The sequence below is a fragment of the Paracoccus endophyticus genome, assembly GCF_003286075.1.
GTDB lineage: Bacteria > Pseudomonadota > Alphaproteobacteria > Rhodobacterales > Rhodobacteraceae > Paracoccus > Paracoccus endophyticus.
Genome location: NZ_QLUV01000007.1, coordinates 19,069 through 39,547 on the forward strand (window position 1 = coordinate 19,069; position 20,479 = coordinate 39,547).

Annotated in this window: 18 protein-coding genes and 2 tRNA genes; 7 read left to right on the forward strand and 13 right to left on the reverse strand. The window is 69.5% G+C overall.

All coding sequences use genetic code 11. The features are described 5' to 3' along the window. Nucleotides 1-3 precede the first annotated feature (3 nt). The 5 genes from DPQ23_RS09610 to DPQ23_RS09630 form a co-directional block, all read right to left on the reverse strand. Entirely contained in the window at nt 4-3,672 is a 3,669-nt protein-coding gene (locus DPQ23_RS09610) for a vitamin B12-dependent ribonucleotide reductase (protein ID WP_112874486.1), read from the reverse strand. A gap of 411 nt (nt 3,673-4,083) precedes the next feature. Next, nucleotides 4,084-4,638: a 5-formyltetrahydrofolate cyclo-ligase gene (locus tag DPQ23_RS09615; protein ID WP_112874487.1), complete on the reverse strand. Its 555-nt coding sequence runs from the start codon at nt 4,636-4,638 to the stop codon at nt 4,084-4,086. After that, nucleotides 4,623-6,005: a magnesium transporter gene (mgtE, locus tag DPQ23_RS09620; protein ID WP_112874488.1), complete on the reverse strand. Its 1,383-nt coding sequence runs from the start codon at nt 6,003-6,005 to the stop codon at nt 4,623-4,625. The genes DPQ23_RS09615 and mgtE overlap by 16 nt, the downstream gene beginning before the upstream one ends. A 79-nt stretch (nt 6,006-6,084) precedes the next feature. Then, nucleotides 6,085-6,879, reverse strand: a complete 795-nt coding sequence (locus DPQ23_RS09625; RefSeq protein WP_112874489.1) for an inositol monophosphatase family protein — start codon at nt 6,877-6,879, stop codon at nt 6,085-6,087. A 96-nt stretch (nt 6,880-6,975) separates the two neighbouring features. Continuing rightward, entirely contained in the window at nt 6,976-7,332 is a 357-nt protein-coding gene (locus tag DPQ23_RS09630) for a helix-turn-helix domain-containing protein (RefSeq protein ID WP_112874490.1), read from the reverse strand. Between the two features lie 153 nt (nt 7,333-7,485). On the opposite strand from DPQ23_RS09630, the gene DPQ23_RS09635 reads away from it, so the two are divergent. Together DPQ23_RS09635 and DPQ23_RS09640 are read left to right on the forward strand one after the other, a co-directional pair. Next, a complete protein-coding gene (locus DPQ23_RS09635) occupies nt 7,486-8,451 on the forward strand; it encodes an NADPH:quinone oxidoreductase family protein (RefSeq protein ID WP_112874491.1) in 966 nt (321 codons plus the stop codon). Between the two features lie 122 nt (nt 8,452-8,573). Further along, the gene (locus DPQ23_RS09640; protein WP_112874492.1) at nt 8,574-9,320 is read left to right on the forward strand and encodes a Bax inhibitor-1/YccA family protein; all 747 of its coding nucleotides are present in this window, start codon (nt 8,574-8,576) and stop codon (nt 9,318-9,320) included. 56 nt (nt 9,321-9,376) lie between these two features. Here the strand turns inward: DPQ23_RS09640 and DPQ23_RS09645 are convergent. From DPQ23_RS09645 to DPQ23_RS09660, 4 genes are all read right to left on the reverse strand, one after another. Continuing rightward, nucleotides 9,377-9,453, reverse strand: a tRNA-Arg gene (locus DPQ23_RS09645). Between the two features lie 83 nt (nt 9,454-9,536). Then, a complete protein-coding gene (locus DPQ23_RS16075) occupies nt 9,537-11,444 on the reverse strand; it encodes a Hint domain-containing protein (protein WP_162630710.1) in 1,908 nt (635 codons plus the stop codon). Nucleotides 11,445-11,714: 270 nt separating this feature from the next. Then, nucleotides 11,715-12,233, reverse strand: a complete 519-nt coding sequence (locus tag DPQ23_RS09655) for a GNAT family N-acetyltransferase (protein WP_112874494.1) — start codon at nt 12,231-12,233, stop codon at nt 11,715-11,717. Between the two features lie 155 nt (nt 12,234-12,388). Next, nucleotides 12,389-12,784, reverse strand: coding sequence for a (R)-mandelonitrile lyase (locus tag DPQ23_RS09660; RefSeq protein WP_112874495.1), 396 nt, complete (start codon nt 12,782-12,784; stop codon nt 12,389-12,391). A 464-nt stretch (nt 12,785-13,248) separates the two neighbouring features. Here DPQ23_RS09660 and DPQ23_RS09665 point away from each other — a divergent pair, with 464 nt between their 5' ends. From DPQ23_RS09665 to DPQ23_RS09675, 3 genes are read left to right on the forward strand one after another with little or no spacing between them, the layout of a single operon-like run. Next, entirely contained in the window at nt 13,249-13,524 is a 276-nt protein-coding gene (locus DPQ23_RS09665) for a lipid-A-disaccharide synthase N-terminal domain-containing protein (RefSeq protein ID WP_112874496.1), read from the forward strand. Beyond that, nucleotides 13,521-15,155, forward strand: a complete 1,635-nt coding sequence (locus tag DPQ23_RS09670; RefSeq protein WP_112874497.1) for an ArnT family glycosyltransferase — start codon at nt 13,521-13,523, stop codon at nt 15,153-15,155. Before DPQ23_RS09665 ends, DPQ23_RS09670 begins: the two co-directional genes overlap by 4 nt. Further along, on the forward strand, nt 15,152-15,970 hold the full coding sequence (locus DPQ23_RS09675; RefSeq protein WP_112874498.1) for a glycosyltransferase family 2 protein: 819 nt from the start codon (nt 15,152-15,154) through the stop codon (nt 15,968-15,970). The genes DPQ23_RS09670 and DPQ23_RS09675 overlap by 4 nt, the downstream gene beginning before the upstream one ends. 3 nt (nt 15,971-15,973) lie before the next feature. Here the strand turns inward: DPQ23_RS09675 and DPQ23_RS09680 are convergent, their stop codons facing one another. Continuing rightward, nucleotides 15,974-16,285 carry an ETC complex I subunit gene (locus tag DPQ23_RS09680; protein WP_112874588.1) on the reverse strand — a complete coding sequence of 104 codons (312 nt, stop codon included), beginning with the start codon at nt 16,283-16,285 and terminating at the stop codon, nt 15,974-15,976. Nucleotides 16,286-16,405: 120 nt separating this feature from the next. Here DPQ23_RS09680 and DPQ23_RS15435 point away from each other — a divergent pair, with 120 nt between their 5' ends. Together DPQ23_RS15435 and uvrB are read left to right on the forward strand one after the other, a co-directional pair. After that, a complete protein-coding gene (locus DPQ23_RS15435; protein ID WP_162630711.1) occupies nt 16,406-17,071 on the forward strand; it encodes a superoxide dismutase family protein in 666 nt (221 codons plus the stop codon). Nucleotides 17,072-17,184: 113 nt separating this feature from the next. After that, complete coding sequence (uvrB, locus tag DPQ23_RS09695) at nt 17,185-19,368, forward strand: excinuclease ABC subunit UvrB (RefSeq protein ID WP_112874501.1); 2,184 nt, start codon at nt 17,185-17,187, stop codon at nt 19,366-19,368. Between the two features lie 12 nt (nt 19,369-19,380). Here the strand turns inward: uvrB and DPQ23_RS09700 are convergent, their stop codons facing one another. The 3 genes from DPQ23_RS09700 to DPQ23_RS09710 all read right to left on the reverse strand — a co-directional run bounded on the left by DPQ23_RS09700 (nt 19,381) and on the right by DPQ23_RS09710 (nt 20,344). Further along, nucleotides 19,381-19,689 carry an I78 family peptidase inhibitor gene (locus DPQ23_RS09700; RefSeq protein WP_162630712.1) on the reverse strand — a complete coding sequence of 103 codons (309 nt, stop codon included), beginning with the start codon at nt 19,687-19,689 and terminating at the stop codon, nt 19,381-19,383. A gap of 103 nt (nt 19,690-19,792) precedes the next feature. After that, nucleotides 19,793-19,867: transfer RNA gene (locus DPQ23_RS09705), tRNA-Val, on the reverse strand. A 54-nt stretch (nt 19,868-19,921) separates the two neighbouring features. Beyond that, nucleotides 19,922-20,344: an HU family DNA-binding protein gene (locus DPQ23_RS09710; RefSeq protein ID WP_112874503.1), complete on the reverse strand. Its 423-nt coding sequence runs from the start codon at nt 20,342-20,344 to the stop codon at nt 19,922-19,924. Nucleotides 20,345-20,479: the final 135 nt, after the last annotated feature.

Here is a 20,479-nt window from a genome sequence, read left to right on the forward strand (position 1 = left end):
GTGTCAGCTACACCCAGACGTTCCGCCGCAGGTGTTGCACTTCATGCAGGTCCCGTTGCGGACCAGCGTATAGTTGCCGCACTCGCCGCAGGGGTCGCCCTCGTATCCCTGCATCCGGGCCTTGGCGCGCGCGTCCATGCTGATTGCCACGGTGGTCGTCTCGAAGACGGCCGTGTCCTCGCCCAGGCCGGAGCCCATCGCCACGGCCGAGGCGCCGCTTTGCAGCACCATCAGTTCCTGCGGCAGGCGCTTGCGGAGGTAGCCGGTCGAGCTGATCTGGCGCAGCATCTCGAGCGAGCGGGACTTCTCCTCGCTGGCCGGGGTGACGCTGCGGCCCTCGGCCTCGCCGCCGCCCAGCGTGTCAAAGCTGGTGCCGTTCGGCTTGACGTGCGCCAGGTCGGTGCGGTCCAGATAGCTGACCGCCAGTTCCCGGAAGATGTAGTCCAGGATCGAGGTCGCGTTCTTGATCGAGTCGTTGCCCTGCACCATCCCCGCCGGCTCGAACCGGGTGAAGGTGAAGGCGTCCACGAACTCCTCCAGCGGCACGCCGTATTGCAGGCCCACCGACACGGCGATGGCAAAGTTGTTCATCATCGCCCGGAAGCCCGCGCCTTCCTTGTGCATGTCGATGAAGATCTCGCCCAGCTTGCCGTCGTCGTATTCGCCGGTGCGCAGATAGACCTTGTGGCCGCCGATCACCGCTTTTTGCGTATAGCCCTTGCGGCGCGCGGGCAGTTTCTCGCGGTTGGACCGGATCGCCTCCTTGACGATGATCCGTTCGACGATCTTCTCGGCGATCACGGCGGCCTTTTCGTGGGCGTTGCCGGATTCCAGCACCTCGGCCGCCTCGTCGTCGTCCTCGACCAGCGCCGAGGCCAGCGGCTGAGACAGCTTGGAGCCGTCGCGATAGAGGGCGTTCGCCTTGATGCCCAGCGACCAGCTCAGCTCATACGCCGCCAGCGCGTCCTCGATCGTGGCCGTGTTCGGCATGTTGATCGTCTTGGAAATCGCCCCCGAGATGAAGCTTTGCGCCGCCGCCATCATGCGGATGTGGCTGTCCACCGACAGATAGCGCGTGCCGGTCTTGCCGCAGGCGTTGGCGCAGTCGAAGACCGAATAGTGTTCCGGCTTCAGGAACGGCGCGCCTTCCAGGGTCATCGTGCCGCAGACATGGTCGTTGGCGGCGTCGATCTGGGCGCGGGTAAAGCCGAGGTGGCGCAGCAGGTCAAAGCTGGGGTCGGCCAGCTTCTCGGCCGGGATGCCCAGCGTGCCCTTGCAGAAATCCTCGCCCAGCGTCCACTGGTTGAAGACGAAACGGATGTCGAAGGCCGAGGCCAGCGCGCCGTCGATCTTTTCCAGCTCGCGCGGGCCGAAGCCGTGGCCGACCAGCGCGGCGTGGTTGATGCCGGGGCAGTTGCCAAGGCTGGCGTGGCCGACGGCATGGGCGACGATTTCCTCGATCTGGGCCGAGGGATAGCCCAGCGTTTCCAGCGCCGCGGGCACCGACTGGTTGATGATCTTGAAATAGCCGCCGCCCGCCAGCTTCTTGAACTTGACCAGCGCAAAGTCCGGCTCGATCCCGGTGGTGTCGCAGTCCATGACCAGCCCGATGGTGCCCGTGGGCGCGATCACGGTCGTCTGGGCGTTGCGGAAGCCGTGCTCCTCGCCCAGCGTCAGCGCCTCGTCCCAGGCCGCCTGCGCCATCTGCGCCAGCCGCGGGTCGGGGCAGTTCTCGACATCCAGCTCCACGGGCGCCACGTTCACGCCCTGATAGGCGCCGGTGCCGTGGGCGGCGGCACGGTGGTTGCCGATGACCCGCAGCATCGCATCACTGTTGCGCGCATAGCCGGGGAACGGCCCCAGCTCGCCCGCCATCTCGGCGCTGGTCGCATAGGACACGCCCGTCATCAGCGCGGTCAGCGCGCCGCACAGCGCCCGGCCCTTGTCGCTGTCGTAACCAAGGCCGAGGTTCATCAAGAGGCCGCCGATATTGGCATAGCCAAGGCCCAGCGTGCGGAAGTCATAGGACCGCTGCGCGATCTCCTTTGACGGGAACTGCGCCATCAGCACGCTGATTTCCAGCGTGACGGTCCACAGGCGGGTGGCGTGGACATAGCCGTCGGCGTCGAACCGGCCGTCTGCCAGGAAGGTCAGCAGGTTCATCGACGCCAGGTTGCAGGCGGTGTCGTCCAGGAACATGTATTCCGAACAGGGGTTTGACCCCCGGATCGCCCCGTCCGCCGGGCAGGTGTGCCAGGCGTTGACCGTGTCGTGGAACTGGATGCCGGGGTCGGCGCAGGCCCAGGCGGCGTGGCCGATCTGGTCCCACAGTTCGCGCGCCTTGACGGTCTTGGACACCTTGCCATCGGTGCGGCGGATCAGCGCCCAGTCGGCATCCTCGCGCACGGCTTTCAGGAAGGCGTCGGTCACGCGGACCGAATTGTTCGAGTTCTGGCCCGAGACCGAGGCATAGGCTTCGGAATCCCAGTCGGTGTCATAGGTCGGGAACTCGATCGAATCAAAGCCTTGGCGCGCGTATTGCAGAACCCGGTTGATGTAGGTTTCCGGGATCATCGCCTTCTTGGCCGACCGGATCGCGGCCTTCAGCGCGCCGTTCTTCGCCGGGTCGGTCGCATCTTCAGCGTTCGCAGGCTCTCTCGGACCGGTGGCGTTCGCCTGCTCACCATCCCAGTGGCGGATCGCGGCGAAGATCTCGTTCAGCTTCACCTCGTGCTGCTTGGACCCCGCGACCAGCGAGGCGACCTTCTGCTCCTCGATGACCTTCCAGTTGATGAAGGCCTCGATGTCGGGGTGATCCATGTCGCAGATCACCATCTTGGCCGCGCGCCGCGTGGTGCCGCCCGACTTGATCGCGCCCGCCGCGCGGTCCCCGATCTTGAGGAACCCCATCAGCCCCGAGGACTTGCCGCCGCCCGACAGCTTTTCCCCCTCGCCGCGCAGGGACGAGAAGTTGGTGCCGGTGCCGCTGCCGTACTTGAACAGCCGCGCCTCGCGGACCCACAGGTCCATGATGCCGCCCTCGTTCACCAGGTCGTCGCTGACCGACTGGATAAAGCAGGCGTGCGGCTGGGGATGCTCGTAGGCGCTGGCCGACTTGACCAGCTTGCCGGTCTGGAAATCGACGTAGAAATGGCCCTGCGACGGCCCGTCGATGCCATAGGCCCAGTGCAGGCCGGTGTTGAACCACTGCGGGCTGTTGGGCGCGCCCATCTGGCGCGCCAGCATGAAGCGCATCTCGTCGTAATAGGCGCGGGCGTCGGATTCCGTCGTGAAATAGCCGCCCTTCCAGCCCCAATAGGCCCAGGCGCCGGCCAGGCGGTCAAAGACCTGCCGGGCCGAGGTCTCGCCCACGAGGCGGTCGGCCTCGGGCAGCGCGGCCAGCGCCGCCTCGTCGGGGACCGAGCGCCACAGGAACTCGGGCACCCCCTTTTCCCGCACGCGTTTCAGGACCGCCGGCACCCCCGCCTTGCGGAAGTATTTCTGCGCGATGACATCCGAGGCCACCTGGCTCCAGCCCTGGGGAACCTCGACGGCCTCGTTGCGGAACACGATCGTCCCGTCCGGGTTGCGGATTTCCGAGGTCGTGGTGACGAAGTCGATCTCGCCATACGCGCCGGTCCTGTCGCTGGTGAAACGCCGTTCGATCTTCATCCTGTGCCTCCTGTCACGGCGCTGGGCCGCCCTGTGTGGTCGTGGTGCCATCGGCCCCCGCCGCGTCCTGCGGCGGGGCCGGCGACCGTCAGGGCCGCCCGGCGTGCGTGGGTCTACTGTTGGCCGGGGATCACTAGATATGGTGGTCGCCCGCTCTACAACACACAACCTGAAGCGGGCGACGCGTCTCGGCAAGCGGTTTATTTTCGCGCGGAGGCCCACCTTGGCGTTGACAAAAAGCCCCCGTGCCCGCGCCCGGCCGCCCGACTCAAATCGTTAACGTCGCAGGGGATAAAAAGAGAACGGGCGCTTTCTGGCGGCTGCGGCAGGACTTAGCCAAGGGGGTCCAAACGTTATCCCCAGAACCATCCACAGGGCCGGGGACCGATGCCGGCGGACCGGCCGCGCCGATCACATCCGTGGCGCAAGGATGTCACAATCGGTGACCAGCAGGTCCAGCGGCTCGTCCGTGGCCTCGATGGGAATCGGCCCGACCTGCTGGCCGGCCCAAGCCAGGCCGATGGCCGTCACCGGACCCTGCCCGCGCAGCTGCGCCAGCGTCCGGTCATAGAAGCCGCCCCCATAGCCCAGCCGGTTCAACGCCGCGTCGAACCCGGCCAGGGGCACGATCAGGACGCGGGGGGTCACTTCGGGGCAGGATTCGGGCGGATGGCTGGTGCCGAAGACGCCCGGAACCAGCGTCTCACCCCGCCACAGGCGAAAGCGAAGGGGGGTGGCGGGCGCCACGACCTCGGGCAGGCACACGAGGCCGTCGTGGGCGGCCATGGCCGGGCGCGGGTCGGGCTCGCCCCGCATCGGCCAGTAGCCCGCGAGAGTCGCGCCGCGGTGGGGCGCAAGGGCGGCCGCAAGGTTGGCGCCCAGCGCCTGCGCATCGCCGCCCGCCATGCGCCCGGCCAGCGCCGCCGCCCGCAGCGCGGCCTTGGCGCCGCTCAGATCAGAAGCCATGTCGCAAATCCCAGAAAGGCCAGAAAGCCCATCACATCGGTCAGCGTGGTCACGAAGGTTCCAGACGCCAGCGCCGGGTCCAGGCCCATCCGCTCCAGCGTCAGCGGCACCAGCACGCCCCCCAGCGCGGCCACGATCTGGTTCACGATCATGGCCATCGCCAGCACCAGCCCCAGCCGCGGGTCGCCAAAGACCAGCGTTCCCACCAGGCCCAGGATCAGCGCCAGTCCGATGCCGTTCAGGACGCCCGCGATCAGTTCGCGCCGGATCACGCGCGGGGCGGTGGAACGGTTCAGCTCGCGCGTGGCGAGCGCCCGGACCGCCACGGCCAGCGACTGCGTCCCCGCGATGCCGCCCGTGGACGCCACGATCGGCATCAGCGCCGCCAGCACCACGATGGCCGTGATGGTGTCTTCGAACCGCGAGATCACCATGGCCGACAGCGAGGCCGTGAACAGGTTGGCGACCAGCCAGGGCAGGCGCTGGCGGGCGGTCGCCAGGGCGCTGTCTGACACATGGCTGTCGGTGTTGACCCCCGACAGGCGCAGCATGTCCTCCTCATGCTCCTCGTCCAGGACGGTCATCGCGTCGTCGATGGTGATGACGCCCACCAGGCGGTCATCATCGTCCACCACGGGCGCCGAGATCAGGTGATACTTGTTGAAGGCATAGGCCACGTCGCCTTCGTCCTGCCGGGCCGAGATGGTGCGGAAGCTGTCCTCGGCGATGTCGCGCAGGCGGGCCGCGCGCTGCGACGACAGCAGCCGGCCCAGCGTGACATAGCCGATCGGATGGCGGCGCGGATCGACCAGGATCACGTGATAGAACTGGTCGGGCAGCCAGTCCTCGGCCCGCAGGTAGTCGATGGTTTCGCCCACGGTCCAGTGCTCGGGGGCGGCCACGACCTCGGACTGCATCAGGCGACCGGCGGAATACTCGGGCCAGTTCAGCGACTGCTCGACGGCGGCGCGGTCGGAGTCGTCCAGCGCCGACAGGATCGTCTCGCGCTCGGGGGCATCCATGTCCTCGACCAGGTCCACGACGTCGTCGCTGTCCATCTCGCGCACGGCGTCGGCCAGGACGGCGGCGGGCAGCTGCTCGATGACCTCCTCGCGGATCGACTCGTCGATCTCGGCCAGGATCTCGCCGTCGATCTCGCCGGAATACAGGCGCAGCAGCTCGCGCCGGCGCTGCGGGGCAAGCTGCTCGATCAGGTCGGCGATGTCGGCGGCGTGCAGGGGCGACAGCAGGGCGTCCAGACGGGCGCCGTCCCCCTGGGCCAGCGCCTCGTCGATGTCGGCGACCACCGCGCGCGAGGGGGCGAAATCGTCGTCCTCGGGGTCGATGTCCGGGCGCTGGTCGGTCATCACGGTCCCCTTGTCCGGCTGTCGCGCGCACCCTATCCGCCCGGCGGGACGGCGGCAACCGCCCTGCCCGTCCCGGCGATCAGCCTGCCAGCAGCGCCAGCGCCGCGGCGTGCAGCGCGGGCGTCGCGGCGGCGATCACCCGGCCGCCGTTCTGGGCCGGCCCGCCGCGCCAGTCGGTGACGATGCCGCCCGCGGCCTGCACGACCGCCATCGGCGCCACGATGTCATAGGCCTGCAACCCCGCCTCGATCACCAGGTCCACCTGGCCCAGCGCCAGCAGCGCATAGGCATAGCAGTCCAGCCCATAGCGCGTCAGCCGCACCTGCGCGGCGACGCGACGGAACGCCGCGCCTTCGTCCGCGGTGCCCACCTCGGGAAAGGTCGTCATCAGCGTGGCGTCGGCCAGCGCCACGCCGCGGCGGATGGACAGGGCGCGGTCGCCCTGCGGCGCGGTCATGCGGGCCGCGCCCAGGCCGCCCTCGAACCGCTCGCCCGTCCAGGGCTGGTCGATGAGGCCATAGATCGGGCCGGCGGCATCGGTGACGCCGATCAGCACCCCCCAGCTGGCCGCGCCGCACAGATAGGCGCGGGTTCCGTCGATCGGGTCCAGCACCCAGGTCAGCCCGCTGGTGCCCGGCTGGGGACCGTATTCCTCGCCCAGGATGGCATCGTCCGGGCGGCGGTCGGCCAGGATCGCCCGCATTGCCCGTTCGCTTGCCCGGTCCGCCTCGGTCACGGGATCAAAGCCTGTGGCGGCCTTGTTGTCGGGGGCCAGCGCGGGGCTGCGAAAATGGCGCAGCGTCTCGACGCGGGCCGCGTCGGCCAGCGCGGCGGCAACGGCGCGCAGCGCCTGGGGATCGATGCGCGGGGTCATGGCCGCCTTCGGGTCGGTTGCGTCAGGGCCTTGTCTAGCCGCGCGCGCTGCCGTTTGCCAGCCGGCGGGTGACGGCCGACCGACCCCTGCGCGTCCTCAGGCCGCCTGCGACAGCACGCGCGCCAGTTCGTAGATCTGGCGCCGCTGCGCCTCGGGCATGGCATAGTAGGCGCGCACCAGTTGCAGCGCCTCCTTGTCGGCCAGCAGGTCGATCTCCGCCTCCGACGGGGTGTCGCCACCCAGCCCCTCGAAGAAGAACGAGACCGGCGCATCCAGCGCGTGGGCGATGTCCCACAGGCGGGATGCCGAGACGCGGTTCATGCCCGTCTCGTATTTCTGGATCTGCTGGAACTTGATGCCAACCGCCTCCGCCAGCTGTTGCTGGGTCATCCCGATGGTCCAGCGACGGTGGCGAATGCGTTTCCCGACATGTACATCGACAGTGTGTTTCATACCGCATCCCTACTCAATCTACACGCGCAGTAACCCGCCCCGACGCAATCAGCGAGACGGTTTGTTCCTGAAAGGGTCGAATCTGACCAAAAGGACAGGTCCTCTGGCAGGTTTGCGCCGATTTGCGAAGCCCCAACGGCAGAGAGGCAGAACATGAGCCGAATCATCCATATAGCCCACCGCGGCGCGGCGCCGGAACTGGCCACCACCGTGGTTGGGGACCCCGGGCCGGGACAGGTGCGGCTGCGGATGCACGCCGCGGCGCTGAACTTTGCCGACCTGCTGATGATCGAGGGACGCTATCAGGACACGCCCCCCTTTCCCTTTGTGGCCGGGATCGAGGGCGCGGGCATCGTCGAGGCGGCCGGCCCGGGGGTGACGCTGGCGCCCGGCACCCGCGTCGCCGTCAATGCCCCCGGCACGCTGGCGGACCAGGGCCTCTTTGCCGCCGACCGGTGCGTCCCGATCCCCGACCGGATGAGCTTTGCCCAGGCTGCGGGATTCCAGATCGCCTATGGCACCAGCCACCTTGCCCTGACCGGCCCCGGCGGGCTGGCGGCCGGCCAGCGGGTGGTGGTGCTGGGCGCGGCCGGGGGCGTCGGCCTGACCGCGGTCGAGATCGCGTCCGTCCTGGGGGCGACGGTGGTGGCCGTCGTCAGGGGCGCGGACAAGGCCCCGCCGGCCCTGGCGGCGGGTGCGGCCGCGGTGATCGACAGCGCGGCCGAGCCTGACCTGCGCGCCGCGCTGCGCGCCCAGGGACCGGCCGACATCGTCTATGATGCGGTTGGCGACGCGGCCGGAGAGGCCGCCTTCGGGGCGCTGCGGACCGGGGGACGGCACCTGCTGATCGGCTTTGCCGCGGGCAAGCCGCCGGCGCTGCCGCTGAACCATGCGCTGGTCAAGAACATCGCGATCCACGGATTCTACTGGGGCGGCTATCGCCAGCTTGACCCGGCGGCGCTGCGCGACAGCCTGTCGGCGCTGTTCGGGCTGTTCGACGCCGGGCGGCTGAATCCCACAGTCGGGGCCGTCCTGCCGCTGGACCGCGCCGCCGAGGGATATGCCCTGCTGCGGGACCGCCGCGCCGTCGGCAAGGTCGTCATCACGATGCAGGACTAGGGCGCAAACCCGTCCGATTTCGGTGCCGGGACAGTTGAATCGCGCCGGTGCCGATCCGATATTGTCGAAGAACGGCTGGGCCTGCGCCCGATGCCGCAGGAACAGCAGAGGGGAACGCGAGAATGGCTGATTTCAATACCATGCGCCGCACGGCCACGGCCGCCGGGCAGGGCGCTGTCTATGACGAGGGCCTGCGGGCCTACATGAACAAGGTCTATGGCCTGATGACGACCGGCATGCTTGTGACCGGCGCGACGGCCTGGGGCCTTGGGCAGGCGATGGTCGGACCCGGCAACCAGCTGACCGCCTTTGGCCAGACGATGCTGCAGACCCCGCTGAAGTGGGTCATCATGTTCCTGCCGCTGGTGATGGTGTTCGCCTTTGGGGCCGCGTTGCGGCGGCTGTCGGTGCAGGGCGCGACGACGCTGTTCTATGCCTTTGCCATGGCGATGGGCGCCTCGCTCAGCTGGATCTTCCTGCGCTATACGGGCGTGTCGATCGCCACGACCTTCGTGGCCACGGCCGCCGGTTTCGCCGCTCTGTCGCTGTTCGGCTATACCACGACGCGCGACCTGTCGGCGATGGGCCGGTTTCTGATGATGGGCCTGATTGGCCTGCTGGTGCTGATGATCGTCAACATCTTCGTGCAGTCGCCGGGCGTGCAGTTCGCCATCTCGGCCGCGGGCGTGCTGATCTTTTCGGGCCTGACCGCGTATGACACGCAGAACATCAAGAACACCTATCTCGAGCTTGCGAACTCGGACAGCGACTTCCTGGGCAAATCCGCGATCATGGGCGCGCTGACCCTGTATCTGGATTTCCTGAACCTGTTCATGTTCCTGCTGAACTTCATGGGCCAGCGCGAGTGATCGCGCCCGCCTGACCGACACGACAAAGGGCCGGCGATGCGCCGGCCCTTTTTCATTGGCGACCCCGGGAGGGCTCGAACCCCCAACCTTGGACTTAGAAGGTCCCTGCTCTATCCAGTTGAGCTACGGGGCCCGCGCGGCTGACTGTTGGGCCAAACCGCCGCCGGGATCAAGACCGGCGACGCCGTGTTCCCGGGGCGCGAAGCCGCCCGTCCCTCAACGGACCAGCGGCTTGCCGTGCTGGGCGTGGCGCACCGCCAGCTTGCGCGCCATGCGTCCCGACAGCAGCGGCCGCGCGGACGCGGGCAGGTCGGCCGGGTCACGGTCGCGCAGTTGCGGAAACAGGACAAGGATCTCCTCGCGCGCCGCCGCACCCACGGACTTCAGCGCCTCGGGCCCCGTATAAAGGGATTCCGTCGGCGCCCCGTTCGAGAAGACCACCTCGTGCCGGTCGCACAGGAAATGGACATAGGTCACGTCGGCTGCGTCATCCAGGTCGATGCCGTCGATCTGCAACAGCTGCTTGGCCGCGACCAGCACCTCGGGGGCGCCGAACATCCGCTGCGCGATGGCCGACCGCACCAGCACCCGGTGCTGGGGGCTGACCACCAGATCGGCGGCGGGAAGGCCCGCGCCCAGGGCGCCGCGGCGGATGCGCACCGGACGCAGGGCGGGATGCTGGTCCAGCACGCCCGCGTCCAGCCGCCGCACGCCCACCCAGCGCACCGGCTGGGGGCCGTTGTCCGCCGTGACGACGCGATCGCCCGGGACCAGATCCTCGACCCGGACCTCGCCCCGCTCGGTGCGGATCAGCGTGCCCGCCGCAAAGCACGGCACGCCCATCGCGAACAGCTCGGCATTCGTGTAGGGGGCGTCGCGCCCAACGCCGCGCAGGGTGACGCTTTCGCCGCCGCCAAAGGTCAGCACGACATCGTCGAAGCGTCCGTCGCTGTCGGTATCGACCAGCGTCTGGGACACGTCGTCCACGTTGACCGGGTTGCCGTCGGCATCGGTCAGCCCGCCCACGTCAAGGCGGTCGGTCGAGCTGGCAACCCCGCCCGAGGTCGTCGCCCCCTCGAAGCCGGACAGCGTGTCGGCGCCCGACCCGGTCTCCAGCACCACCAGATCGGCGGCGCCGTCGCCCTGGCCTGCGCCGGTAACGCCCAGCAGAATGCTGTCGTTGCCCGTGCCGCCCGTCACGGTATCCGCGCCGCTGCCCGCGTCGATTGCGTCGTTGCCCGCGCCCGCCCGGATCAGGTCGTCCTGGCTGCCGGCGTTGATCGTGTCGCGATGGACGCTGCCGGTGATCGTGTCGTTGCCGCCGACCGTGCTGACGCTGAAGCCACCCGTCGCGGCGCTGCCGTCCACGGTGTCGCCGGATTCGCTGGTCACGACCGTCTCGATCTCGGTGAACGCGACCGTCATCGTGCCAGAGGCCAGCGTTCCGGCCTCGGCCCCGGTGAAGGTCAGGCTCGCAGGGTTCGGCAGGTCATAGCCGTCCAGCACGTCAAAGTCGTTTCCCGTCTCGCCACCCGAAACGGTTGCCGTGCCTGTGCCGGACTGCCCGGCCGCGACAACGAAGCCGTCGCGCCCCTCGCCCCCCTGTGCGCTGTCGCCTGCCCCTGCGTGAAGCACGTCATTGCCATCGCCGCCGACCAGCACGTCCGCGCCGTGGCCGCCGTTCAGGCTGTCGTCGCCCCCGCCGCCCAGCAGCGTGTCGTCGCCCGCGTCCCCGAACAGGGTGTCGTTCCCGCCCGCGTCCGACCCGTCCAGCGTGTCGCCAAAGCCCCGGAGGACATCGTTGCCGCCCCCGCCCTGCACCGAATCCGCCCCCGCGCCGGCATAGACCGTGTCGTCGCCCGCCCCTGCGTTGATGGTGTCGTCGCCGTCAAGGCCCTGGATGACGTCGTCGTCGGTGCCCGACGCGTTGTCGGCGCCGTCCACCCGGTCGCCCTCGGGGTCGCCCAGGTAAGCGGCGTCGATCAGGTCGCCGTCCGCGGTGCCTTCGACAACCTGGGGCACAGCCAGCGGTTGCACACCGGGTTGCGGGTCGGCGTCGGACGGGGACGGATCGTGCGTCGCATCGCCAGAGGTATCGTGATCAGAAAAGCCGTTGTGGGCCATTTCGCACATCCCTGAATCGCGCCGTGGAAAAAGCGCATGACATTGACGCGGCCGGCAAAGCCGGTCGCATTGAAACGGCATCATGCGATCGAAATGTGGGGTCGGTCTGCCGGTCTCGACAGAACGCAGACGGCCGGAAATTGGCCGAACCGACAGTTCGCTGACACAGATGCGCCGCGTTCTGCGGCAAGAACCGACGATACGGAAGCCTCAAGGGTGGTCAACGTATCTTTTGGGCAGGGGCGCGGCGGCAGGTGCCGCTCGGCCGCCTCAGGCCAGGGTCAGGGTCATGAACACACTGTTCGGGTCCGGCCCGTAGCCCTGGAAGGGGCCGCATTCGCGGAACCCGGCGGCGGCATACAGGCGGCGCGCGGCGCCGAAGGTGGGCTGGACGCCGGTTTCCAGCGACAGCCGCGTGAGCCCCGCGCGCCCGGCATGGTCGATCAGCGCCCCCAGCAGGCGCCGCGACAGGCCGCGGCCGCGGTGCTCGGCCAGCACGTGCATCGACTTGATCTCGCCGTGCCCGGGCGCGATGCGCTTGACCGCGCCCATGCCCACCGGCTGGCCGCCGTCGCGCATCACAAGAAACGCGATGGCGGGGTCGTCCAGCTGCGCGCGCGGCAGCATGTGGATCGATTCCGGCGGCGTGTCGGCGTGCATGTCCGCAACGTGGCGGGCGAACAGCAGGTCCAGATCGGCCCCCAGGGGGCTTTCGGCGGCAATCGTCAGGCCGGGGCCGGGTTGCCCGCCCGAACCGCCCCGGGAACCCGACACGTCAAGATCCGCCATCAAAGGACCCCCTATCTGCTCTCGTGCCCGCCCCATGTGGCGCATCCGCCGCCAGCGTAGTCGCCCTGCCATCCGGGCAGAAGATGCGGGGCCGCATGCCCCGGGACCGGCAACCAGGTGCGGTCCCTTTCCCGGCCTGACAGGACCGATACGCGTCAGCCGGCGTAGTCGCTGTCCGAAACCTTGTCCATCCACGTCACGGTGCGGCCGTCGAGCGATTCCTGGATGGCAATGTGGGTCATGGCCACGTCCGCCGCAGCACCATGCCAGTGCACCTCGTCGGGTGCGAACCACACGATGTCGCCGGGGCGGATATCCTCGACCGGGCCGCCCTTGCGCTGCACGCGGCCCACACCCGCGGTGACGATCAGCGTCTGGCCCAGCGGGTGCGTGTGCCAGGCGGTGCGCGCGCCCGGCTCGAACGTGACGGTGACGCAGGCCACGCGGGCGGGCGGCTGCCTCGAAAAGGCCGCGTCCATGCGGACGGCTCCGGTGAACCACTCCTCGGGTCCCCGGACGGACGGCGTCGTCCCGGCGCGCATGATCTCCATTGCGGATCTCCCCTGATCGGGCACCGTGCGCCGGACCGGTCCGGCCCGTCGCGTGAACCCGGGGCCAGCATGGGGCCATCGTGGGGCGGGATCAATGCGGCGGGCCGGCCCCCGCGCCGCGATGCCGGGATCAGCGCAGGGCGGGCGCGCTGAACCGCGCCTCGGACCCGCCCTCGGCCCGTCGCCGTCCGGCAGGCGCAGGTCCAGCAGGATCAGCGCATAAGGGGTCCCGCGGACGACAGCGCGCGCCTCCTCGGGCGTGGGGGCAAGATCCATGGCATGGCTCGCCGCGCAGAGGCTCTACCACCCCGGCCCCGGGTCAGGCTCGTCCCTGACGGCCAGCAGCCGCATCCGATTCCCTGATCCGCGCAATTTTTCCCCGTGCAAGCCGATCGTCAGCAAACCGTAAGGTTGCGCGCGCAATCGGCCCCGACAAGGATACAGCGGACGGGACGCGCGGCGACATGACAACCACAACCCTCTGGCTCGGGACCGGGTTTCTTGGCCAGATGCTATTCACCTCGCGCTTTCTGGTCCAGTGGATCACGTCCGAGCGGCGGGGCGAAAGCGTGGTCCCGGTGGCGTTCTGGTGGTTCAGCCTTGCGGGCGGCGTGACGCTGCTTGGCTATGCGGTCTGGCGCCAGGACCCGGTGTTCATCCTGGGCCAGGCGGCGGGCCTTGTGGTGTACGCCCGCAACCTGTCGCTGATCCGTGCGAAACGCCGGGTGGCCCCCCGATGACCGACGCTGTGGATGCGGGGCCGGTCCGGGCCGGGGCCTGGCCGCGGGCGACGGCGCGCAGTCCCGGCGTGGCACGCCGGGCCACCGCCCTTGCGGTGCTGGCGTTCACGGTCGTGGCCGTCGCGGGCGTGCTGCTGCGCCCCGCCCTGCCGGTGGACGAGACCCGATACCTTGCCGTCGCGTGGGAGATGTGGACCAGCGGCGACTGGCTGGTGCCGACGAAGAATTTCGCGCTCTATACCCACAAGCCGCCGCTGCTGTTCTGGGCGATGAACCTGGTCTGGTCCGTGACCGGCGTGTCCGAGACCGCGGCCAGGCTGGTCGGTCCGGGCCTTGCCGTGCTGGCGCTGCTGCTGACCAGTCGGCTTGCCCGCGTCCTGTGGCCCGCCGATCCGGCCATCGGGGCGCGTGCGACGCTGGCGCTGTCGGGGATGTTCGCCTTTGCGCTGACCGGCGGGCTGACGATGTTCGACGCCGCGCTGGCGGCGGCGACGGTGGGCGGGATGCTGGCGCTGGTGCGTGCGCTCGGGTCCGGGCGGCGCCGGGACTGGGCGCTTGTGGGGGTCGCGCTGGCCCTGGGCGGGCTGACCAAGGGGCCGGTCATCGTGCTGCATCTGGGGCCGGCGCTGGTGCTGGCGCCGCTGTGGGCACGGGGGCAGGCCGCCGTCCCGCTGCGCGATGGGGCACGCGGGGCGGCCGTCGCGCTGGGTGTCGGTCTGGCGCTGGTCGCGCTGTGGGTGGTGCCCGCGGCCCTGTCCGGCGGGCCGGAGTACCGCGAGGCCATCCTGTGGACGCAAAGCGCGGGCCGGGTGGCCGGATCGTTCGCCCACGCCAAGCCCTGGTGGTTCTTTGCCGCGCTGATGCCGGTGCTGCTGTTTCCATGGATCGCCGTCCCGGCCCTGTGGCGGGCGGCCGCCGGGCAGGACTGGCGCGATCCGGGGTTGCGTCTCTGCCTGGTCTGGGCCGGATCGGCGCTGGTGCTGTTCAGCCTGATCAGCGGCAAGCAGGCGCATTACCTTGTCCCGGAACTGCCCGCCGCCGCGCTGATCGTCGCGCGCCTTGCACCCCCGCGGTTCTCGGTCGCGGGACCCGCGATCATCCTGGGCCTGGCGGCGCTGGCCTGCGCCGGCATCGCCGCCGGCCTGATCCCGGTCGGCCGGGCAGAGGCGCTTGTCCAGCCGCGCACGATGCTGCTGGCCACGGGCTTCCTGCTGGCCGCCGCCAGCCTTGGGGCGCTGCGCGTCCGGGGGCTGGGCGGGGGCGTGGTGCTGACGCTGGGAACGCTGCTGTCGCTGAACCTGCTGGTCAGCCTGACCGCGTCCGGTTCCCTTTACGACAGCCGCCCCATCGCCGCCGCGATTGCCCCGTCCGAGGCGGAGGGCATCGCGTTCTACGGACAGAGCTATCATGCCGAGTTCAACTTTGCCGCGCGCCTGAGAGCGCCCGTGGCCACGCCCCCGACCCCTCGGGACTTGGCCGCATGGCAGGCCGCCCATCCGCGCGGCGTCATCGTCGCGCGGCGCGACAAGGCCCACCCGCCCTGGCCCGCGCGCCGCACGATTGCGTTCCGCAACTCTCCCTATGCCATCTGGCAGGTCGCCGATGCGCCGCAACTGGAGCCTTCGCCATGACCCGCCCCCTCGACATCAGCGTCGTGATCCCCGCGCGCGACGAGATCGCCGCCCTTGCCCCCCTGATCCAGGGCGTGGGCCAGGCCCTTGCCGGCCGCGCGTTCGAGGTGATCGTCGTTGACGACGGATCGACCGACGGCACCCCCCACGCCCTTGGGGCCCTGCAGGCCCGGCATCCGTGGCTGTTCTGGGCGCGCAACGACACGGCCTGGGGTCAGTCGGCCGCGATCCGGCGGGGGGTTCGCATGGCGCGGGGGGCGATCGTGGTCACGCTGGACGGCGACGGACAGAACCCGCCCGACCAGATCCCCGCGCTGCTGGCGCCCTTTGCCGCGGCAGGCAGTGACGCGCTGGGACTGGTTCAGGGCGAGCGTGTGGGTCGCAGGGACACCGCCCTGAAGCGCCGGGCATCGCGGGCCGCCAACGCCATCCGGCGCGCCCTGCTGCGCGACGGCGTGCGGGATTCGGGATGCGGGCTCAAGGCATTTCGGCGCGAGGCCTATCTTGACCTGCCGTGGTTCGACCACATCCACCGCTTCATGCCGGCGATGATGCTGCGTGAGGGGTGGCACGTGGTGTCGGTACCCGTCACGCACCGCGACCGGCAGGGCGGCGTGTCGAAATACGGCGTCGTGGGCCGCGGGCTTGTGGGCATACCCGACCTGCTGGGCGCGGCATGGCTGATCCGCCGCGCCGGGCCGCCCCGCCACCCGCGCGCCCCCGGGCAGACGGATCAGGCCGCCACGGCTGCCGCGCGCCCCGCGCCGCCGACCGGGGACCTTCACGTCAGCAGCGAGAGCCTGCCGAAGGCCTGACGCTCAGTGCGTCCAGGGCAGGCGGCGGTCGGTCGCAAAGTTCTCGCCGTAGCCGCGGGGGCGGACGTTCACGCCGCGCTTGTTCGGCTCGATCACGATATAGTCCAGCCCCTCGGCCTTGGCATAGGCCTCGGCCTCGGCCCGGGTGGCAAAGCGCAGCCGCACCTGCGCCTGCGTGTCGTCGCTGCTGGTCCAGCCCATCAGCGGGTCAATCCCGCGCTGGTCCGAGGGCGGAAAGTCCAGCACCCAGGATTTCGACCGGGCGGTCCCGGACTGCATGGCGTTGCGGGCAGGCTGATAGATGCGGACGCGCATGACGATGATCCCGATGATGGTGCTGGTCTTGTGCCGCAAGGCCGCGAGGCGTTCAAGCCCGGCGGGAACGCAACGGCGGCCGGGCGCGTTGACCGGTACCCCCAGAACGGAGATCCGACGATGAATCGCCCAACCGCCGTTGCGACCCGACAGCAGGACCTGCGGCTGCCCGCCGCGCTGATGCTGGGCGCGGTTCTGGTGCTGGCGCCGATGACGGCCCGGGCCCAGACGACCCCTGCGCCGGCCGATGCCGCCGCGCAACCCGCCGACCCATCCGCGGCGGCCGCCACAGCCGCGCCTGCGGACGCCGCCGCAGCCCCGGCCGCCGGCCAGTTCCGTCAGGCCGGCGCGACACTGCAAAACGCCGAGGGCGGCCAGGTGGGCGCCGTCATCATCACCGAAACCGAATCGGGCGTCATGCACCTGATCATGGACATCGGCGAAGGCGCCCTGCCCGCGACCCAGCACGCGGTCCACATCCACGAAACCGGCGCGTGCGAGGCCCCGACCTTTGAATCCGCGGGCGGCCACCTTGCCGGCGACAAGGAGCATGGGCTGCATTCCCCCAAGGGGATACACCCCGGCGACCTGCCCAACATCACCCTGTATGAATCCGGCGCGGTGCATGTCGAATATTTCCTGCCCGGCGTGCTGATGGATCAGATCATGGATGCCGACGGGTCGGCGGTGGTGATCCATGCCGGGGTCGATGACTATACGTCCCAACCTGCGGGCAACGCAGGCGACCGCATCGCCTGCGGGGTTCTGGCCGCACCGACGAACTGAGGTGCGCCGGACGTGAACGACACAGGGCCGCCAGTCCGGGCGGCCCTTTTCCTTGAACCGTAGCCGTTCCGACGCCAGCTATGGGAAGCCGCATGGTCCGGCAGAGGTTCGCCATGGCTCACAACAACACCAACGCGCCCGTCCTGGTGCCGCTGCCGCAGCGGCGCGCCAAGCTTGAGGGCGGCCGCCCCTTTACCTTGAAGACCGAGTTCGCCCCCGCCGGGGACCAGCCGACGGCGATCGTCGAACTGGTGCAGGGCGTGCAGGCGGGCGAACGCGACCAGGTGCTGCTGGGCGCCACCGGGACCGGCAAGACCTTTACCATGGCCAAGGTGATCGAGGCCACGCAGCGGCCGGCCATCATCCTGGCGCCGAACAAGACCCTGGCCGCCCAGCTTTACGGCGAGTTCAAGGGATTTTTCCCCGACAACGCCGTCGAATACTTCGTCAGCTATTACGACTATTACCAGCCCGAGGCCTATGTGCCGCGGTCGGACACCTATATCGAGAAGGAATCCCAGATCAACGAGGCCATCGACCGGATGCGCCATTCCGCGACGCGCGCGCTGCTGGAACGCGACGACGTCATCATCGTGGCCTCGGTCAGCTGCATCTACGGTATCGGCTCGGTCGAGACCTATTCGGCGATGACGCAGGACATGGTGGTGGGCCAGTCCTATGACCAGCGCGGGTTCATCAACGAGCTTGTCGCCCAGCAGTACAAGCGGCTGGACACGGCCTTCCAGCGCGGCGCCTTCCGCGTGCGCGGCGACGTCGTCGAGGTCTGGCCCGCCCACCTGGAAGACCGCGCCTGGCGGTTTTCCTTCTTCGGCAACGAGCTTGAGGCGATCACCGAGTTCGACCCCCTGACCGGCGCACGCGAGGGCGACTACAAGCAGATCCGCATCTATGCCAACAGCCACTATGTCACGCCGCGCCCGACCTTGCAGCAGGCGATCAAGGGCATACGGTCCGAATTGCAGTTGCGGCTGAAGCAGCTGACCGACGAGGGCAAGCTGCTGGAGGCCCAGCGGCTGGAGCAGCGCACCAACTTCGACCTGGAGATGCTCGAGGCCACTGGCGTCTGCAACGGGATCGAGAACTACAGCCGCTATCTGACCGGGCGTGCGCCGGGCGAGCCGCCGCCCACGCTGTTCGAGTTCATCCCCGACAACGCCATCGTCTTTGCCGACGAATCCCACGTCAGCGTGCCGCAGATCGGGGGCATGTATCGCGGCGACTTCCGGCGCAAGTTCACGCTGGCCGAACACGGATTCCGCCTGCCCAGCTGCATGGACAACCGCCCGCTCAAGTTCGAGGAATGGGACGCGATGCGCCCGCAGTCGGTCTTCGTCAGCGCCACGCCCGCGCAGTGGGAGATGGACCAGACCGGCGGGGTCTTTACCGAACAGATCATCCGGCCGACCGGCCTGTTGGACCCGGTGATCGAAATCAGGCCCGTCGAGACGCAGGTGGACGACCTGCTGGACGAGGTGCGGCTGGTCGCAAGGCAAGGCTATCGCACGCTGGTCACGACGCTGACCAAGCGCATGGCCGAGGACCTGACCGAATACCTGCACGAACAGGGCATTCGCGTCCGCTATATGCACAGTGACATCGACACGATCGAGCGGATCGAGATCCTGCGCGACCTGCGGCTGGGCGCTTATGACGTGCTGGTCGGCATCAACCTGCTGCGCGAGGGGCTGGACATCCCCGAATGCGGGCTGGTCGCCATTCTGGATGCCGACAAGGAAGGCTTCCTGCGGTCGGAAACCGCGCTGGTCCAGACCATCGGCCGCGCGGCGCGCAACGTCGATGGGCGCGTGATCCTGTATGCCGACCGCATCACCGGCAGCATGGAACGCGCGATGGCCGAAACCGAACGCCGCCGCGCCAAGCAGCACGCCTATAACGTGGCGCACGGCATCACGCCGCAGACCGTCCGCAAGAACGTCGAGGATGTGCTGTCGGGTCTGTGGCAGGGCGACACCGATCAGGCCCGCGTCACGACAAAGATCGACAAGCCGCTGGTCGGCGCGAACCTTCAGGCCCATCTGGACGCGCTGCGCGCCGGGATGCGGAAGGCGGCCGAGAACCTCGAGTTCGAGGAGGCCGCCCGCCTGCGCGACGAGGTCAAGCGCCTGGAGGCGGTGGAGCTGGTCATCGCCGACGACCCGCTGGCCCGCCAGCAGGCGGTCGAGGAGGCCGCCGAACAGGCGGTCCGGTCGCAGGGGCGGTCCACCGCGGGCCGCGCCGGCCAGCGCGGCGGCAACAAGCGGCGCAAGCGGGGCTGAGGCCCCGCCCCGTCAGCCGCAGCTGACCGAGATCACCGTGCCCCTGGCATCCGTCACGATGTTCAGCCGGTCGTCCTGATAGTCATCCAGAACCATCGCGCCGCTTTTCAGGATGCGGTGGTTCAGGCCCTGCGGCAGCCTGGCGGCCGCAGCAGGGGTGCCCACCAGCGTCGTCCACTCACGCGGCGAGCAGGCGACCGCGCCGGCTTTGGCCGGGGCACGTGTCGACGCCGCCCCCTCGATGCAGCCCGCCAGGGCAAGCAGCGCGGCAAGCGCGATCGCGCGGCGGCACGGGGCGGGCATCCTGATGACAGTTGGCACGGCGGTCCTTTCTGCTGGGGCGGTCAGAACACCTGCCGCGTCGGGCAACGTCAACCCACCGGACGGAAAGGGCCGCCCTGCGTGACAGGGCGGCCCGGAATGATGGTGGGTGATAACGGATTTGAACCGCTGACATCTTCGATGTGAACGAAGCGCTCTACCGCTGAGCTAATCACCCGGTGGACGGCTAGATAGCCGCTGCCACGGCATCCCGCAAGGGGTGATCGGCAGGTCAGTCGTGGTCGCGGGCCCCGTCCGGTTCTGCCACACCGGCCGCCGCGGGATCGCCCGCACCCGGACGGCGCAGCCGCATGACGATCACCTCGCCGCCCTTGCCGGTGCGTTGGCGGCTGACGCGGACCTTGCCCAGCGGGGGCAGGACCAGATCCTCTCCGCAGGACAGGGCGCGGCCCAGTTCGGCCAGAAGGGCATCGGTCAGCGCCCGCACCTGGGCGCGCGGCTGCCCCGTTTCGGCGCACAGCTTGTCCAGCAGCGCTTGCTTTTGCAGGGTGGGGGCCGCGCCAGCCTCGCCCTCGGCGTCGCGGGACGTGCCCCGATCCCCCTGGCCCGCACCGGGGGCGTTGGCCTGTCTGGCAGGGAACGGCATTGCCTCGTCCTCGCCTGCGTCACGGGGCCGGCGCTCGACGTCTTTCATGCTGAACCTCTGCAATCTGCGGGTGTGATCCGTCCGTGCCCTGATGGGCCGGCCCGCGCCCCGCGGTCAAGCCTGCTTGCTGCGCCCGCCGCAAAAAAAGGGGCGCCGCGGATGCGACGCCCCCTTCCCTTTTCA

Bases quoted from the DNA above. Each gene is read 5' to 3' on its own strand.
- uvrB (WP_112874501.1), top strand. From the start codon at position 17,185: ATGGCTCACAACAACACCAACGCGCCCGTCCTGGTGCCGCTGCCGCAG.
- DPQ23_RS09710 (WP_112874503.1), bottom strand. From the start codon at position 20,344: ATGAAAGACGTCGAGCGCCGGCCCCGTGACGCAGGCGAGGACGAGGCA.
- DPQ23_RS09615 (WP_112874487.1), bottom strand. From the start codon at position 4,638: ATGGCTTCTGATCTGAGCGGCGCCAAGGCCGCGCTGCGGGCGGCGGCG.
- DPQ23_RS09640 (WP_112874492.1), top strand. From the start codon at position 8,574: ATGGCTGATTTCAATACCATGCGCCGCACGGCCACGGCCGCCGGGCAG.
- DPQ23_RS09670 (WP_112874497.1), top strand. From the start codon at position 13,521: ATGACCGACGCTGTGGATGCGGGGCCGGTCCGGGCCGGGGCCTGGCCG.
- DPQ23_RS09660 (WP_112874495.1), bottom strand. From the start codon at position 12,784: ATGGAGATCATGCGCGCCGGGACGACGCCGTCCGTCCGGGGACCCGAG.
- DPQ23_RS09625 (WP_112874489.1), bottom strand. From the start codon at position 6,879: ATGACCCCGCGCATCGATCCCCAGGCGCTGCGCGCCGTTGCCGCCGCG.
- DPQ23_RS09610 (WP_112874486.1), bottom strand. From the start codon at position 3,672: ATGAAGATCGAACGGCGTTTCACCAGCGACAGGACCGGCGCGTATGGC.
- DPQ23_RS15435 (WP_162630711.1), top strand. From the start codon at position 16,406: ATGAATCGCCCAACCGCCGTTGCGACCCGACAGCAGGACCTGCGGCTG.
- DPQ23_RS09675 (WP_112874498.1), top strand. From the start codon at position 15,152: ATGACCCGCCCCCTCGACATCAGCGTCGTGATCCCCGCGCGCGACGAG.
- mgtE (WP_112874488.1), bottom strand. From the start codon at position 6,005: ATGACCGACCAGCGCCCGGACATCGACCCCGAGGACGACGATTTCGCC.
- DPQ23_RS09680 (WP_112874588.1), bottom strand. From the start codon at position 16,285: ATGCGCGTCCGCATCTATCAGCCTGCCCGCAACGCCATGCAGTCCGGG.
- DPQ23_RS09635 (WP_112874491.1), top strand. From the start codon at position 7,486: ATGAGCCGAATCATCCATATAGCCCACCGCGGCGCGGCGCCGGAACTG.
- DPQ23_RS09630 (WP_112874490.1), bottom strand. From the start codon at position 7,332: ATGAAACACACTGTCGATGTACATGTCGGGAAACGCATTCGCCACCGT.
- DPQ23_RS09655 (WP_112874494.1), bottom strand. From the start codon at position 12,233: ATGGCGGATCTTGACGTGTCGGGTTCCCGGGGCGGTTCGGGCGGGCAA.
- DPQ23_RS16075 (WP_162630710.1), bottom strand. From the start codon at position 11,444: ATGGCCCACAACGGCTTTTCTGATCACGATACCTCTGGCGATGCGACG.
- DPQ23_RS09665 (WP_112874496.1), top strand. From the start codon at position 13,249: ATGACAACCACAACCCTCTGGCTCGGGACCGGGTTTCTTGGCCAGATG.